Source organism: Psychroflexus aurantiacus (assembly GCF_010820555.1).
Classification (GTDB): Bacteria; Bacteroidota; Bacteroidia; order Flavobacteriales; family Flavobacteriaceae; genus Psychroflexus; species Psychroflexus aurantiacus.
This window is the reverse complement of sequence record NZ_JAAIKD010000002.1, coordinates 317,026-332,274: the sequence shown is the minus strand read 5'-3', so window position 1 is coordinate 332,274 and position 15,249 is coordinate 317,026. Positions and strand designations below refer to the sequence as shown.

The window sequence follows — 15,249 nt, the reverse complement described above, 5'->3', positions numbered from 1 at the left end:
TATTGAGTGTTAGACTGGAAAACTATTTTCTGCATATACCACAAGTGAATTCACTCTGTTCATACTTATGAATTCAAAGGGACATATGCATTATGCTTAATTAAAAATCAGAAGGCTTCAGCTATTCGTTCTCAAAGTTAATGCCTGCCAGTCAGGCTCATTCTTGATTTTAATCTTAAATTTGCACACGAAAAAAACAACTATGAAATCAACAGCACTTAATCATATTCATCACCAGCTGGGAGCCAAGATGGTTCCTTTTGCAGGCTACGAAATGCCCGTTTCCTATACAGGAGTTAATGTAGAACACGAAATCGTCCGCCAGCATCTTGGTGTATTTGACGTGTCCCACATGGGTGAATTTTTCGTAGAAGGCAAAGAAGCTTTGGACCTCATCCAAAGAGTCACTACCAATGACGCTTCTGTTCTTGCAGATGGCCAGGCGCAGTACACCTGTATGCCCAATGAAACCGGTGGTATTGTGGATGACCTGATCATCTATAAATTCAATGCTGAAAAATTCATGATGGTCGTGAATGCTTCCAATATTGAAAAGGACTGGAACTGGATCAATTCTCATAATTCATTTGATGCTAAACTATCAAATTTATCGGATGAATATTCGCTTTTGGCTATACAAGGCCCCAAAGCAGTAAACGCTATGCAAAGTCTGTCGCCACTGGACTTATCTCAAATCAAGTTTTATCACTTTGAAGTTGGAGAGTTTGCCGGCGCTCAGGATGTTATTATTTCAGCGACAGGCTATACGGGAAGCGGAGGTTTTGAAATTTATTTCAAAAACAAAGATGCAGAGCAAATCTGGTCGGCCGTTCTTGAAGCAGGAAAAGACTTTGGCATCCAGCCCATCGGACTGGCTGCCCGCGATACCTTAAGACTGGAAATGGGCATGTGTCTGTATGGAAATGATATCGATGAGACCACGTCTCCGATTGAAGCTAAACTGGGCTGGATTACCAAATTCACCAAAGACTTCATCAATGCTGAAGCCTTAAAGCAAGAAAAAGAAGAAGGCCCTTCAAGAAAATTGATCGCCTTTGAAGTTATTGAAAAAGGCATCCCTAGACACGGCTACGATTTGCTGAATACGGAAGGTGAAGCCATTGGCCATGTGACTTCCGGGACCATGTCCCCAAGCCTTAAAAAAGCCATTGGCATGGGGTATGTGAACACAGAATATGCCAAATTTGGAACAGAAATTCTGATCCAAATCAGAAAAAAACAAGTCAAAGCCGTTATTGTGAAGCCTCCCTTTTACAAAGCTTAAGGCTAAAATAAACTGGATATTTGAGCCGTTTCTAGTTTAGGAAGGGCTCAATTCGTTTAGAAAAAATAGGGAAGTCAAATCTTTGGAGATTTTAGGATTATAAGTCATAATTTAAAATCTGTCGATAGGTGGATGGTTCTCGACTTTAGTTTATCCTGAGCATAGAGGAAGGCTCTAACTTTAAACAGGAAAGTGGTAATTAAGAGTTTATATAAAAACGTCGTTGGGTAGCCTTTCAGCATCATTCAAGACAGGCTAAAGTTAACACCTGACTATACGAAGAGACAACATAAAATACCTATTAAAAAAAAGCATTATCAAACACTCAAAAAAAATATTGATTCTTGGCGCAAGCGGCTTTCTGGGAAATGTTCTGTTCAAAGAATTATCTCCTTATTACGATGTTTATGGCACCTATGCAAGAGACCATGCGGTTCTGGAACAGAATAAGCGTATGTTTCAGTGGGATGCAGAAACAGAGAGCATAAGCCTTCTGCTTCAGGAACTGGCTCCGGACCTTATCATTTCGGCTATACGCGGAGATTTTTCGGCCCAGACCCATGCTCACTTTGAGATTATTGAGTATCTGATCAAATTTCAAAAGAAATTGATTTTCATCTCCTCTGCCAACGTGTTTGATGTGTTCACCAATTATCCGTCCTACGAATATGACAAAACGCTTTCTGAAAGTGTCTATGGCCGATTTAAAATCAAGATTGAAAATGCCTTACTTAGGCTTCCCAATCCGCTGTATAATATCGTTCGGCTTCCCATGATTTACGGACACAATTCTCCCCGGGTAAAGGAACTGAAGATTATGCATGATCTGAAAGAAGCCATAGAAGTCTTCCCGAATGTAGTCATGAATGCGACGACCCACGATAAATTTGCCCAGCAGATTCACTACATCATCAACAGAGAACTGGAGGGGGTTTATCATCTGGGCAGCAGGGATCTGATACATCACAAAGAACTGGTCTATGAGATTTTAAAAGGACTGGAACTGGAAAACCCTATTTTCAAAAACGTCTATAACTCTAACGAAGATCGCTATATCGCTGTCATTCCTAAAGAAAATATATTACCAAAAAATTTACAGATCAATATCGATGAAGTGGTACAAAACTCTGTAAAACTTTCATAAACCTGAAAATATCTACACTCAAAATTGTAAATTCAACTCAAAATAAAAATGACATGAAACCACTACAAAGCGCAGAAATCGAATCCAGATTAGAAAAAATGGAAGGCTGGTCCTTTAATGAAAATGCTATACATACGACGCTTGAGTTTGAAAATTTCAAAGAAGCTTTTGCAGCCATGACCAGAATTGCCTTTGAAGCAGAAGCCCAACAGCATCATCCGCAATGGTATAATGTTTACAATACCCTCGAAATCTCGTTATCGACACATGATGCCGATGGCGTAACCGATAAAGATTTTAAACTGGCAGAAAAGATAGAAGAAATCATCGCGGCCTAATTTTAACAAAAGTTGAGTTAATTATTTCGGAAGTTAAACACGGTAAGGATCATAACTCTATATTTGTCAAAATAAATAGATTTGAATATGATTGATGCTTTAGAATGGAGATACGCCACCAAGAAGTTTGACGATTCCAGAACCGTAGACTCCAGCAGGATTGAGCTTTTGAAAAAAGCCTTCAACCTGACCCCTACCTCCTATGGCTTGCAGCCTTTACGCCTGGTGATTATAAAAAACCAGGAGCTTAAAGACAGGCTTTTTGAGCACAGTTATGACCAAATACAGGTTAAGACCGCTTCGCACGTTTTGGTGATTTGCATTGAAAATACGGTGGATGAACATTTTATCAATCACAATTTTGAACTGCAGAAAGAAATCAGAAATGCAAAGGATGAAATCATCAATCCCTTTCGGGAATTTTTGATTAAAGATTTCGGTAAAAAAAGCGATGGAAACATCAAAGAATGGGCTATTAATCAGGCGTATTTAGCGCTTGGAAATATGCTCACCACCTGTGCCGCCGAGAAAATAGATGCCTGTCCTATGGAAGGTTTTGAAAAAGAAGCCTATGACGACATTTTAAACCTTAAGGAAAAAGGTATTTCATCCGCTTTGGTTCTTCCCATAGGCTATCGCGCTAAAGACGACAAGTTTGCCGATTTTAAAAAAGTAAGACGCCCTCAGGAAGAAACGATAATAGAATATTAGATAGTAGATATTAGACTGTAGAGGTTAGATATTAGATAGTAGTCAGTAATCTGTAGTCTGTACTCTGTAGTCAAAACTATTCTTTTCCATCTACAAACTCCTGTAAATAGTCATATCTGGGGGTTAGTTTACCATCTTTTGTCATTCTCGCGCGTTCGAGAATTCCATCTAAATCTCCATTGAAAAAAGCAGGAATCACATGTTCTGCAAACATCTGTCCGAAGCCTTCGCTGGCATCTTTAGGCAATTCACAGGGCAGATTATCAACAGCCATAACCGTGATGGCTCCTTCGGCATCAAAAGCGACTTCAGATTCGGTTTGCGGATCGTACCCATAAAAGGGATCTTCAATTGTAGAAGCTCTCAGCGTAGAAGCCACCGGACCATCGATATCGCAGCTGATATCAGCAACCAGGCTGATCTTAAAGTCAGGGTGCCTTGCATCTGCTCTGGTAAATAAATAGGGCGCGTTATCGCCGTAGAAATGTCCGGCAATGAAGAAATCGGTGACCTTGGCAAACCGCATAAAGTCAGACTCATAAGGTGAAGGATCCAGGAAGAATTCTGATATTTTTCCAGGCTCACCATCTTTTCTTCTGTTGTAGTCCAGCACATGAATAATGGTATAGACGGGTTCCTGAAAGGTATCGGAAAGATACTCTTCTACGCCAACCTGTTTGATTTTGAGATGATCTAAAATTTCTTTCGCTCCTTTGGCCACCTTTCCTAGACCTGAAAGACAGATTTTGATAGCAGGCACCCGGATAGCATCCAGTTCTTTTTTGACCGCCTCCAGGTCTGCGAGGTCATCGACCTTTGGCAAACTGAAGAGACTGTCTCTAAGCCCAAGGGCTCTAAACCCGTTGTAGGCTCCGACTAACCCGGCATAACGTCCAAAGCCTATAAGTCGGTTACCCAGGCTATCCGTAACCACTTCATGGTCATACAGCTGGATATTTTTATCTAATATCGCTTTCAGCAAATCTCTGTTATAGGGCTGCTTTTTGATGGTATGTGAAAAAAAGAAATAGGATGCATGCGGAATCAGGGAATCTATGGGCACTTCTTTGACCCCCAGTAAAACATCACAGTTGGACAGGTCATTTTCCAAAAGTAAATCCTGTTGTGCATAGGCTTTATCTGAAAAGATACGAATGTCTGAAGGCTCTACGACAAACTGTAAATCTTCAAACTGCATTTGGACTGCTTTCGCTTTTTGCGGAGAAAATACAACGCGGCGGTCTGGAGGGGTTTTTCGCTCTTTGATAAGTCCAATTTTCATATCAGGTATTTTAAGATGAATTTAGCTTCAAAGATAGGATTAATATCTATTTTTGCATTCCTGTTTTGAAAAGGAAACGCCTGGTTTTTGTCTGTCAGCTTTAAGTTAACGACAAACTCGCGTTAGTCCCCAAAGCATTGGGGACAAAACAGTGTTCTTTGACGTGATTGCAGTTATACAGCTTCACTTATTTAATTGGGGTCGACTTGGTTTTGACAGCAAGACCAATTGAATGGTAAGCACGCCGAGCGCTGGGATACAGCTCGTAAATCTCATATTTCACACTTTTTTAAACGGCGAAGATAACTACGCCTTGGCTGCATAATCCGAATTTCAGTAGGATATGCTTCATCCCCAACAAGGTTGGGGACCAAGATGTCTCGCAAAAGCCTTGATTTACGGCGTTTGCACCAGAGGCACCGGTAAAGTAAATATAGCCAAAGCAGGGCCTTGATGCTTTGGTAAAATTTAATCGAGGATAAGGACAAAGTAGGTGGTTTTCAGCCAGCTTTGTCACGAAAACCCAAGAGAAAACTAAGCGTGTAGAAAACTATTGAATTGCTTGTTTGGACGGGAGTTCGAGTCTCCCCGACTCCACAATAAACCCTCATATACCCAGTGTATATGGGGGTTTTGTATTTTAGGTGACAGGTAAGATTGTTTTCCTAATACAACGTCTCATTTTTAAAAGGTATCAGGGCTAAAATGACAGCCTCGGTGTAATAGGAGGTTCGGCTGATCAGATCACCTGTCAAAATGCCTACAGCCCCGCTTTTTTGCTTGGAATTATCGCGGTTAAAAACCAGATCATCGGCTTCACCAAGCTCCTTCCCTTCCCGGATCAGGTCGACCACCTGTTTGGGGAGAAAAAAGGTTCCCGTCCTGGATTTACCGTACTGCTCGCCAGATTTGATAACCACCCAGGCAAAGGCCTGCATTTCATTGTTGATTTGGGCGATCCCCCCTTCTATACCGATGTGAAAATCAGCGTCTTTGTCTGAACCTGAAGCATTGTCAGCCCTGTTTTTGGCGCCGAGAAAGGTTTCTTCATCACTCATAGGCTGGTCAGACACATTTGAGGGGACAGACACACCCACGCATTCGAACTCCTGATCGGGAAACATCTGCTCCAGACCCTGTTTTGCGGCTTTAATTTTTACGGGATTTTTTGAAGCGATAATCACTTTTTTCATGGTCCTGTTTATAAAGGGGGTCTATTCTAAATTTATGTTTTGGAGGGGGTAACTGGTCTCCCCCGTTCCATAAGTTTTCTGTACAACATGCAGTTGGTTTCAACGAAACCTCAGCACATCTTTAAGTTTTAAACATAGCAAAAAATTCGATTAGGGCACGCACTCCGTCCTGAAAAATAGACGAAGTATCAAAATCAACTTCTCTTTAGAACGGGTTTAAACTATCAGGTTAAGTCTTAAATTGAGTTTCCCTCAAGCTTTAAATTTCTAACTTAGGATTTGAACCAAAACCTTATATCATGACAATTTTTGAAGCCTTACGTCAGGAACACGAAATTCAGCGCCATCTGGCGGCTAAGCTGGTGGAAACCCACGGCGATACTGAAGAACGAAAAAAAATATTTGAACAGTTCAAACACGAATTAAAAATTCATGCCGATGCCGAAGAAAGGCATTTCTATATCCCCTTAATCAAGAAAGACCTGACCCAGGAAAAAGCCAGGCACAGTATAGCTGAGCACCATGAAATGGATGAGCTGATCGAACAGCTGGAAAATACCGAAATGGATGCATCCAACTGGCTAAAAATAGCCAAAGACCTGGAAGATAAAGTGATTCATCATCTCGATGAAGAAGAGCATGAAGTCTTTCAAATGGCGGGTAAAGCGCTCACCGACCATCAAAAGACCAGTCTTGCTGAAGACTATAACAAGGAAATTAAGAAGATGAGGTAAGACGTGAGATTTAATCACCCTTATTTTTATTAAGCCTAGCTTTCAAACGCATGTAGGTCCTTACAAACTAGGTTTATAAGGATTTACTGGTATAAGCCTAATGAGATATTGACTACCCTTTTACATAAACCGTTTTCTTATTCACAAACTCCATCATACCTTCTTTGGCCAGTTCTCTTCCGTAACCAGAGCGTTTGGTTCCCCCAAAAGGGAGTCGGGGATCAGACTTGACCAGTTCATTGATGAAGTAAGCTCCATCGCTGACTTTTTCGGCCATGTCCATAGCTTTCTGAATGTCTTTAGTAAAGACGGTCACACCCAATCCAAATTTGGAATTTTCAGAAAGTTCAAAAGCTTCCTCAATAGTTTTAGCTTTAATCATAGCCGCCAACGGCCCAAAGGTTTCCTCATCGAAGGCCGGCATGCCCGGCTTTACATGTCCAAGGATGGTAGGCTCGTGGTAACAGTTATCCTGCTTGCCTCCCAGAATTAATTCAGCACCCATTTCCACCGATCTTTCCACCTGGCTATGAAGCTGGTCGGCCAGGTCTTGTCGAGCTAACGGACCCACCTGAGTGGAATCGTCCATCGTGTCTCCGCGTTTCAACTCACCAACTGCTTTTTTGAATTTAGAAACAAATTCATCGTAAACACCTTCTAAAACAATAAACCGCTTCGCTGCGATACAACTTTGCCCACAGTTTAGCATTCTCGCCTTTACTGCTGTTTCAACAGCCTGATCGATGTCCGCGTCTTCCCATACAATAAAGGAGTTACTGCCTCCAAGTTCCAGCAAACTCTTTTTTAAATGTTCGCCGGCAAGTTTAGCCACTGCAGAACCTGCTCCGCCACTTCCAGTTAAGGTGACCGCCTGAACAGTATCGTGAGCTATAATTTGCTCTGAGGTGTCATGGTGAACAATCAAATTCTGAAAAACACCTGCAGGATAGCCTGCTTTTTTAAATACCTCTTCAATCTTCAGCGCGCATCCAAACACGTTGGGGGCGTGTTTTAATAGAGCTGTATTTCCAGAAGTCAGGGTAGGCGCTGCAAATCTAAAGACCTGCCAGAAGGGAAAATTCCAGGGCATCACTGCAAACACGGTTCCTATAGGCTCATGCCTGACATAACTGTGCTTAGCATCGGTTTTTATCACTTCATCAGCTAAAAATTCTGAAGCATTTTCAGCGTAATAATCACAAACCCAGGCGCACTTATTGACCTCAGCTCTGGATTCAGAAATGGGCTTGCCCATTTCACGCGTAATCATTTCGGCAAAGTCTTCCACATGTTCTCTTAACACCTCTCCTGCTTTCTTCAAACGTTCAGTTCGCTCAGACAAAGGGGTCTTTCTCCAGGCTTTAAAGGCTTCAGAAGAAGCTTTGAGTTTAGCAGTAAGTTCTTCGGGAGTAAGTGAATTATATTCTGCAAATTGTTCTCCGTTATAAGGATTTATACTTTGAAATTTCATTTGTCTATCATTTTATTACACCTCTTCAAAATTAAAATTTGAAAGGAAATTTTTAATTTCTAATTTAATTACGATTTTATATCTGACCAGACTTCTTTCAAAAACTCTTTAGTTATTTCTTTAGGCTTTTTAGGGGTTGCTTTGTCCAAAAGAGGAGTTGAATATGTAATAATTTTGGCAGTATGGCCTTTATATGGCATCGCAAACTGATTGTTTTTTGGTCGTCGTTTTCTTCTCTGCAGGAGTTGAATGTTTTCTTCTCTTTCCTGAAAATCATCAAAACTTTGACTGATTTTTTTATTTGGCCAGTGCAATTCAACCCGACCTGATTTTGGATAATACGATGCAGTGAATAGCGTTCCAAAACCTTCTTTGAAAAGATCATTATAAAGAGGTTTCCTAAGAAAAGCTGATACTAATTCTTCCGATGAAAGACCATCCTCTTCCAATAAGTGGCTTAAAAACAAAGAACGCTCAACTGTTTTATTAAATCTGGCATTCTCTGGCCAGTCCACCTTTTTTTGATGATTTGTCGTGTACGCAGAGTTCGTGATGACAGCTTTTTCGCCGGGAGCGACTCTTATCGTTTTATAACTTCCCGACTCGTCTGCAACACTTACATTATAAGCCATATGGGATGGTATTCTGATTAAGGCTTCGACGGCCTCATCCACATTAGAACAGAATTCAAGTATGTACCTTAAAATGAAGGGGATGCCAAATCCTTGGCCTGTGATTTTTCTTCCCCCAAAGGTTAATGAAACCACCAAACCGTCTTCATTTATACCATCCAAAACACCAATTAAGCAATCACTGGTAGCGATTACTTTTTTTTGATTCCATCGGGTAAGGAGTTGTACACCTTCAAATAGGTCTGGATGATGATCGTAATTCCGAACGAGCTGAAAATCATCCCCTTCCAAAATCGCATTTGAACATCCGCTTACGTAAAATGGAGGCTGATAACCAGTGAGAAATTTAGCTCCCAATGCATTTGCATCCACAAGATGGCAAAGTCGTTCATAAGTTGGCCATAATTCTGGCATGTAAGTTTTGAGCGCTAATTGAGAGGTTTCCAAATCTGCAGTTGGAACGTCTTTCTCATTTTCAATTAACCACTTTTCATAAGCCTCCCAATGCGTAAAGAACAGGTTTTGCCATTTTGATCCAGGTAAACCAGGTTCTGAAATCGTCTTAAAATTAATCTGCATATAGAGATTTATAATTAATATTTGTTTATTTGGTTAAAGATCCGGACAAATTTGGTTTGCGTTTATCTTCAACTACAACCGAGGAAAACTTAGATCGAATAGCCTTAATCCATTTTTTAGCTCTGCCATTCAGTTTAAAATCGTCTGTCATCATTCGACCTCTGGTTACCAAAATACCCATGTCTGCACCCTCATAGAGATAATCACCGTTTTTAGCTATTCTCATGAAAAAAGCTTCGTTTTCATTTTGCACAGCACGTCTATGCGTATCCATCCTGTCAAATTGAATGTGTCCTGTATCGTACATTTTCCAAATACCAGATTTCGCAGATTCAGTAACATATTCAATGGTGTCTTCGGTATGCTTCACAATCAATTGGCTCCAGCTGTCTATATTTTGCTGATTGGACCAGCGCTTGTTTAGTTTTTCTACATCCAAAGCATAATCGATGTTCATCCATTCTAAAATATGAAATACAAATAGTGGAGCATCTGCTAGGGCGAAAACGGCGTGATTCGTAATGGAACTCGCTCCGGTAACTCTCGGATTGAGCTCTCCTAAGTAAATTTCTCCATTGTCTTGATCTATAAGAAAATCCAATTCAAAATAGCCTTTATAACCTTCTTCTCTTAGCTGGTTTCCAAAAAGCTGGGTGTAATCCACTGCTTTTTGTCTCAACTCTGGCGTAAATGCATCCGGATAAATTTCGTTACCACACCAGCCCCCTTCATAAGGTGTTAATTGTTTGAAACCAACCAGCTCGGTCATAAGTGGTGCAACAATGGTACCATGTCTGGTCACACAGGCTTCAATCGCTGTTCCTCTGCAACGAATACGTTTCATGATTTTAACCTCTGATTCTTCTTCGATTTCATCTGCATATTCAAGGTATTCTTCTTCATTAGAAATAAAGAAAGTCGTATGACCAGAATCTCCAAAAGGAGTCTGTATAACGAGTTCATTGCCTAAATGCTTAGAAACTTCACACAAGTGATCGTAATTTTTAACTTTTGAAAGGACATAAGGAACACAGGCAACGCCAGCTTTTTCCGCAATTCTATTGGTATTGACTTTATTATCCAGAAAGGTTCTCATTTCAGCTTTGGGAAACATGATCTCCAAGCCCAGTTTTTCGGCAAGTCTTTCAGTTTCTTCATTAAACATAAGAAACATAGCCTTTCCTGCTCTTCCATCGACACTTCTGGTTTTTATATAGTCTTGTACTTCAGGGTGCTGTAGCAGGTAGTTGTTGATATCTTCTATCCCTTCAAAATCGTCATGGGGTATTTCATTTTTAGGAGAGAAAACGTTTGGGTGCTGGCCATCAAAACATTCTATATAAGTAATAAATCTGAAACCTTTTATCCATTCATCTGCTCCCAAGAGATTAAAATTGGTAGCACTTATGAAATATAAGGGTTCTTCATTTTTATGAAAAGCCCTTCTGATGTCAGATATGCCGTTCAATTCTACTTTTTTAGGTCTTCCCCGTTTTTTTGGTGCTGTCCCAGGAGAAGCTTTACTTGGTTTTGTAAGGGTTTTACTTTTGGGAGATGAACCGGCTTTAGTTGAAGTAGAGGCTTTTTTACTTTTGGACTTTTGATTTCCGCGAACTGGGATTTTAGTTTCATCCTTTCCCGTAATCGTTGCCTGTTTAGAATGAGATTGCTCTTTCGCTTTTTTATTATCTGAATCCTTATTTTTTGCTGATTTCATACGTTTATTTTTTATCAATTAAATTTTTCTTTCTATTACTCCCCATGGAGGTAACTGTTTGTTGCCTGTTCAATACACTGTCTTTAAATACTCTCAACCCGAGTTCTGGTGAATAACCGTGAATTTCGGTGACATCCAAAACGGTTAAAAAGTGAATAATTTCTTCACTCACCACCTGTCCAGGTACCAAAACAGGAAATCCTGGAGGATACGGAATTATAAATGAAGAGGCCACCAGAGTTCTTCCTCCTTCCATGGTAGGTCTGCACTCTGATAATGGCACGAATTCGTAATTCTCTTCACTGTAAGCTAAGGTGAAGGCCTCCCTGATGTTTCCTCCAGGAACTCCTGGAACCGCTTGAAAAGAGTGATGAAAATAACTAAAGTCTGGCAATGGAGGGAAATCCTGGGTTAAAGAATTGATTTTAGCCTGATGGATTTTATTCTCTTCGGTAGTAAGAGACAATTCCTCCCTGTCCAATTCATCTGCAATTTTAAGCAATGCGTTAGTCAAGTATGTAATGCTACCTCTGGTTGTACCAATATTAGTCATCAATAAAACGGTGTTCCGTGATGTTTTGTTGATTTGGATATTGAATTGATCCATCAGGTATTTGTTCTTGAAGGTATCTCCATCCACGCCTGTTCTTCCAATATGTATAGTGATCTTTGTGGGGTCTAATACGAATTCATCCGCTTCCCAGGCTTTATCCATTCGATTCCAGCCTGTCTTTGGATTATAATATTCCGATAACCCAGAGGATCTGTATTCCTTTGGAATAAAATCTCCTACGGTTAAGACATCAAAGTATTTTTTTAATTTTGGATGATCGTTGACCTTGGCTCTAAAAACCATGGCTAATTCGATGCTTTTTTCCACGAGTTCATAACCCTCAAATTGTACTTGCCGTCTTCCTGCATCGAGCGAGGCAAGAATTTGATAATTCGGTGATGTAGAGGTATGAGTCATATAGGCTTCCATGAACGTATTTTGCGTTTTCTTCCTGAAATCCTGATCCCATATATGAATCATTGAGCCCTGTCTAAAACTGCTTAGTGTTTTGTGCGTACTTTGTGTTGAATAGACTCTTATCCGAACCTTATCTGGGTCTGGAAGCTTTGATACCTCCCCTTTCTTGAGGCCTTTTATATGTTCTTCGTATTCAATTCGATATTTTTCCGTCTTATATTTTTTGCTGAGTTTATCTGCTACATACATTCCGGTTCTTTGCTTATAATTGTAGGTGAAACCTGCAAAAGCAAACCAGGCTTCATCCCAGAGAAAAATCATATCGGGTTTGATCGCCAGGATTTCTTCCATCACTCTTTCTACATTGTAAACAAATCCATCAAATGTACAGTTGGTAAGTAATAGCATTTTTGCCAGCTGCATTCTCCCAGCTTCTTTCAATTGCAGCAACTTATCTTTTATTTGTTGCAGTGGAACTGCTCCATACATTGAATATTTTTCTATCGGGTAGGAATCCAGATACACCGGATAAGCACCGGAAAGCACTAGCCCGTAATGATGTGATTTATGACAATCTCTGTCGATTAAAACAATATCCCCCGGTTTCACCAAAGCTTGTACAACAATTTTGTTCGATGTTGAAGTTCCATTAGTCACAAAAAAAGTATTCAACGAACCATAGGCTTTACTGGCCATTTTTTGAGCGGTCTTCAGAGTTCCTGTTGGCTGAAGTAGTGAATCCAGGCCTCCTTTTGTCGAAGACGTTTCCGCTAAAAACATATTTCTGCCATAGAAATTTCCAAAATCATTAATCCATCTGGATTTAAAAACTGAATTCCCGCGAGAGATCGGCATCGCGTGAAATACTCCAGTAGGCTTTTTACTGTATTCTTTCAAAGCTGAAAAAAACGGAGTTTCGTAACGCTTATAAATTCCTCTAAGAATGGTCAGGTGTAATTCCTGAACATCTTCTGCCCGGTAAAAAATTCTGTCGAAAGTTTTTAAGGTATTGTCTTTCAAATTTGCTAAGGATGTATCTGTAACATAATACGTATCGATCTCAGGTCTGAATTTCTTAACCAAACGACCTAAAACCGGACCTAAACGTATTTCTGATTTTGAATTCACGTCCAAATCGAGAATGCTCTGAACAAACGGTTTCAATACCGGAGTAATTTTTTTGGATTTGTAGGGCGGTGCATAGCGAATCACTACGGCCTGAATATTACTATTGAATTTCAAAGCTATCATAGCATCCTCAAAGGTTTTTTGGACCACGACCCCATAATTGAACTGATCGCTGCTAGTGCAGACCTCTTTTAAGTCACTTCGTAGTTTATTCTCTTCCTGTAGGGAAATATCCTCCACAAAAAGAACCTCAAAATAATTTTTACCCTTACCATCGTATTTATCAATGTCTTCCAGCTGATCTATCTTTAAATCCTCATCTTCTAAAGCATTAGGATTACTCCTGTATTTATCACTGACAAGCAGTTTAGTGATTTCAGAAATTTTGTGAGCAAAAGCAGTGTATTCTTGCCTTACTATCATTTCAAACAATAATCCTAACCTATGAATTCCTGGAAGAGCAAAGTAACTTTCGATGCTTTCTAATTTAGAAAGTATTTTTTTGACTTTTTCAACTTGCTTTTTCTCTTCAGCTGAACCCTTAGAATTCTCACCAAGCTTAGAAGATTCTAACTTTAATGAATTCCAGGATTCGAGTCGAAGTTGGTTGATATTATAACAATTTGAAATTTGAAGTTTTGAATTTATCATACGTATTATTGGCTTGAATAAAGTGCTAATTTGTTTCCTTCTGAATCAATGAAAATGGCGAAATAACCAGATTCTTCGCTGATAAGCGTTTTGGGCATTACAATTCTTCCTCCGGCATTTTCAACATTTCTCAGAACAAGATTGAGATCATTTCCGGCATTTAAATAGATGAGAGGACCAGAGTCTCCGGGCGTAGAACCGGGACCCGCTACTATTGAGCCCCCAATGCCATTACTGACCGGAAAAAAAGCCATGGCATAGTTGTCATCAATATTGGTTTCCATGTCAATTCCAAAGATCTGATTGTAAAAATTTACAGATTGCTGAAAATTGATCGCTGGAATCTCAAACCAGCTTATAAAATCTTTTTGCTGTAGTTTAACTTTTGGTGATGTTCCTCCCATAGTTTTGTTTTAAATTTTTATTATCCCCCAAATCCTTTGTAACCTGCCGGATCCTGAGGGGCCTGATAGCCTTGTTCTTTCATTTTTAACTCTGCCAGATTTCCTAGCTTTGTCGGTTTGATAAGCGGCCCTAACGAATTCAGATAAGGCAGCTGAACGCCCTGCTGGTAAATATTAAACTGGCCGATATGGTCTCTAAAACTTTTTAGAGGCTGTCCTAATCGTAAAATTCCCAGTTCCCGACTTCTTTTCACCCGATTGATATTGAGTTCCAGCGGGAAAATTTCTTCATTACCTTCGGCCTGATAGATGACTCTGCCATCAGGTCCACAGACGATGGATCTACCACTACCTCCGGATTCCAGTCCGTTCACATCGAAGAAATAGCATTGGTTAACCGCTGCCATCGCTCTTACGATAGATAATTCCACATCTCTGTCTATGGTTCCGGTCATCGTAGGATGCAAAATGACTTCTGCGCCCATGACTGCCAGCGTACGCACGGTTTCCGGAAACCACATGTCATAACAAATGGACAACCCAAATCTGGCGACACCCGGCACATCGAACACACAAAATTCTGAGCCCGGGGTCACCCCTACTTCGTAAGGATAAAACGGGAACATTTTTCTGTAACGCGTAACGATTTCACCCTCCGGGTTAATCACTGTAGCCGTATTATAGATCTTGCCTTCACTTTTTTCGAATATAGAGCCTGGCAAGAGCCAGATGCCGTGTTTCTTGGCCATGGCCTGCATCTCTTTTTCAAATTCTCCCGGGATTTCCTGGGCATTATGGGTTAACGGACCGTAACCACATAACTCACTAAAGAGAACCATATCTACCCAGGGGTAGAGACTCATCGTGATATCGAGTTTCAGCTTCATCATTTCCACATTGGAACTAACCGCTGAAATCTTCATTTGTATTCCTGCTATTGCAAATGGATTCATAATCTTATTTATTTCGTGTTATTTGAAAACCTATGTTTTCAAATTAGTAATGCTTAA

The 15,249-nt window shown here is 40.2% G+C and carries 13 protein-coding genes and 1 other RNA gene; 6 read left to right on the top strand and 8 right to left on the bottom strand.

Features of this window, described 5'->3' with window-relative positions; genetic code table 11:
• Positions 1 to 202: 202 nt before the first annotated feature.
• The 4 genes from gcvT to G3567_RS04215 all read left to right on the top strand — a co-directional run bounded on the left by gcvT (position 203) and on the right by G3567_RS04215 (position 3,478).
• Entirely contained in the window at positions 203 to 1,285 is a 1,083-nt protein-coding gene (gcvT, locus tag G3567_RS04230; protein WP_164004075.1) for a glycine cleavage system aminomethyltransferase GcvT, read from the top strand.
• A 337-nt stretch (positions 1,286 to 1,622) separates the two neighbouring features.
• Positions 1,623 to 2,429: a sugar nucleotide-binding protein gene (locus G3567_RS04225; protein ID WP_235923466.1), complete on the top strand. Its 807-nt coding sequence runs from the start codon at positions 1,623 to 1,625 to the stop codon at positions 2,427 to 2,429.
• 53 nt (positions 2,430 to 2,482) lie between these two features.
• Positions 2,483 to 2,767, top strand: coding sequence for a 4a-hydroxytetrahydrobiopterin dehydratase (locus G3567_RS04220; protein ID WP_164004074.1), 285 nt, complete (start codon positions 2,483 to 2,485; stop codon positions 2,765 to 2,767).
• Between the two features lie 87 nt (positions 2,768 to 2,854).
• Positions 2,855 to 3,478: an NAD(P)H-dependent oxidoreductase gene (locus G3567_RS04215; RefSeq protein ID WP_164004308.1), complete on the top strand. Its 624-nt coding sequence runs from the start codon at positions 2,855 to 2,857 to the stop codon at positions 3,476 to 3,478.
• Positions 3,479 to 3,554: 76 nt separating this feature from the next.
• On the opposite strand, the gene G3567_RS04210 is transcribed toward G3567_RS04215, so the two are convergent.
• Positions 3,555 to 4,760, bottom strand: a complete 1,206-nt coding sequence (locus G3567_RS04210) for an NAD(P)-dependent oxidoreductase (protein WP_164004073.1) — start codon at positions 4,758 to 4,760, stop codon at positions 3,555 to 3,557.
• Positions 4,761 to 4,957: 197 nt separating this feature from the next.
• On the opposite strand from G3567_RS04210, the gene ssrA reads away from it, so the two are divergent.
• Positions 4,958 to 5,360: a transfer-messenger RNA gene (gene ssrA, locus G3567_RS04205) on the top strand.
• A gap of 65 nt (positions 5,361 to 5,425) precedes the next feature.
• On the opposite strand, the gene yjjX is transcribed toward ssrA, so the two are convergent.
• Entirely contained in the window at positions 5,426 to 5,953 is a 528-nt protein-coding gene (yjjX, locus tag G3567_RS04200) for an inosine/xanthosine triphosphatase (protein WP_164004072.1), read from the bottom strand.
• A gap of 299 nt (positions 5,954 to 6,252) precedes the next feature.
• Between yjjX and G3567_RS04195 the strand changes: the two genes are divergently transcribed.
• Positions 6,253 to 6,687, top strand: coding sequence for a hemerythrin domain-containing protein (locus G3567_RS04195; protein ID WP_164004071.1), 435 nt, complete (start codon positions 6,253 to 6,255; stop codon positions 6,685 to 6,687).
• A 112-nt stretch (positions 6,688 to 6,799) separates the two neighbouring features.
• On the opposite strand, the gene G3567_RS04190 is transcribed toward G3567_RS04195, so the two are convergent.
• From G3567_RS04190 to G3567_RS04165, 6 genes are all read right to left on the bottom strand, one after another.
• The gene (locus tag G3567_RS04190) at positions 6,800 to 8,158 is read right to left on the bottom strand and encodes an NAD-dependent succinate-semialdehyde dehydrogenase (protein ID WP_164004070.1); all 1,359 of its coding nucleotides are present in this window, start codon (positions 8,156 to 8,158) and stop codon (positions 6,800 to 6,802) included.
• Between the two features lie 68 nt (positions 8,159 to 8,226).
• Positions 8,227 to 9,369 (bottom strand): C45 family autoproteolytic acyltransferase/hydolase, encoded by a 1,143-nt coding sequence (locus G3567_RS04185; protein ID WP_164004069.1) that lies wholly within the window; start codon positions 9,367 to 9,369, stop codon positions 8,227 to 8,229.
• Positions 9,370 to 9,394: 25 nt separating this feature from the next.
• The gene (locus G3567_RS04180) at positions 9,395 to 11,086 is read right to left on the bottom strand and encodes a biotin carboxylase (RefSeq protein ID WP_093365915.1); all 1,692 of its coding nucleotides are present in this window, start codon (positions 11,084 to 11,086) and stop codon (positions 9,395 to 9,397) included.
• A gap of 4 nt (positions 11,087 to 11,090) precedes the next feature.
• Positions 11,091 to 13,835 (bottom strand): aminotransferase class I/II-fold pyridoxal phosphate-dependent enzyme, encoded by a 2,745-nt coding sequence (locus G3567_RS04175; protein ID WP_164004068.1) that lies wholly within the window; start codon positions 13,833 to 13,835, stop codon positions 11,091 to 11,093.
• Between the two features lie 5 nt (positions 13,836 to 13,840).
• Positions 13,841 to 14,239 (bottom strand): VOC family protein, encoded by a 399-nt coding sequence (locus tag G3567_RS04170; RefSeq protein WP_164004067.1) that lies wholly within the window; start codon positions 14,237 to 14,239, stop codon positions 13,841 to 13,843.
• Positions 14,240 to 14,259: 20 nt separating this feature from the next.
• Entirely contained in the window at positions 14,260 to 15,192 is a 933-nt protein-coding gene (locus tag G3567_RS04165) for a carbon-nitrogen hydrolase family protein (protein ID WP_164004066.1), read from the bottom strand.
• Between the last annotated feature and the right edge of the window lie 57 nt (positions 15,193 to 15,249).

Bases quoted from the DNA above. Each gene is read 5' to 3' on its own strand.
- G3567_RS04195 (WP_164004071.1), top strand. From the start codon at position 6,253: ATGACAATTTTTGAAGCCTTACGTCAGGAACACGAAATTCAGCGCCAT.
- gcvT (WP_164004075.1), top strand. From the start codon at position 203: ATGAAATCAACAGCACTTAATCATATTCATCACCAGCTGGGAGCCAAG.
- G3567_RS04210 (WP_164004073.1), bottom strand. From the start codon at position 4,760: ATGAAAATTGGACTTATCAAAGAGCGAAAAACCCCTCCAGACCGCCGC.
- G3567_RS04220 (WP_164004074.1), top strand. From the start codon at position 2,483: ATGAAACCACTACAAAGCGCAGAAATCGAATCCAGATTAGAAAAAATG.
- G3567_RS04215 (WP_164004308.1), top strand. From the start codon at position 2,855: ATGATTGATGCTTTAGAATGGAGATACGCCACCAAGAAGTTTGACGAT.
- G3567_RS04170 (WP_164004067.1), bottom strand. From the start codon at position 14,239: ATGGGAGGAACATCACCAAAAGTTAAACTACAGCAAAAAGATTTTATA.
- G3567_RS04190 (WP_164004070.1), bottom strand. From the start codon at position 8,158: ATGAAATTTCAAAGTATAAATCCTTATAACGGAGAACAATTTGCAGAA.
- G3567_RS04185 (WP_164004069.1), bottom strand. From the start codon at position 9,369: ATGCAGATTAATTTTAAGACGATTTCAGAACCTGGTTTACCTGGATCA.
- G3567_RS04180 (WP_093365915.1), bottom strand. From the start codon at position 11,086: ATGAAATCAGCAAAAAATAAGGATTCAGATAATAAAAAAGCGAAAGAG.
- yjjX (WP_164004072.1), bottom strand. From the start codon at position 5,953: ATGAAAAAAGTGATTATCGCTTCAAAAAATCCCGTAAAAATTAAAGCC.
- G3567_RS04175 (WP_164004068.1), bottom strand. From the start codon at position 13,835: ATGATAAATTCAAAACTTCAAATTTCAAATTGTTATAATATCAACCAA.
- G3567_RS04165 (WP_164004066.1), bottom strand. From the start codon at position 15,192: ATGAATCCATTTGCAATAGCAGGAATACAAATGAAGATTTCAGCGGTT.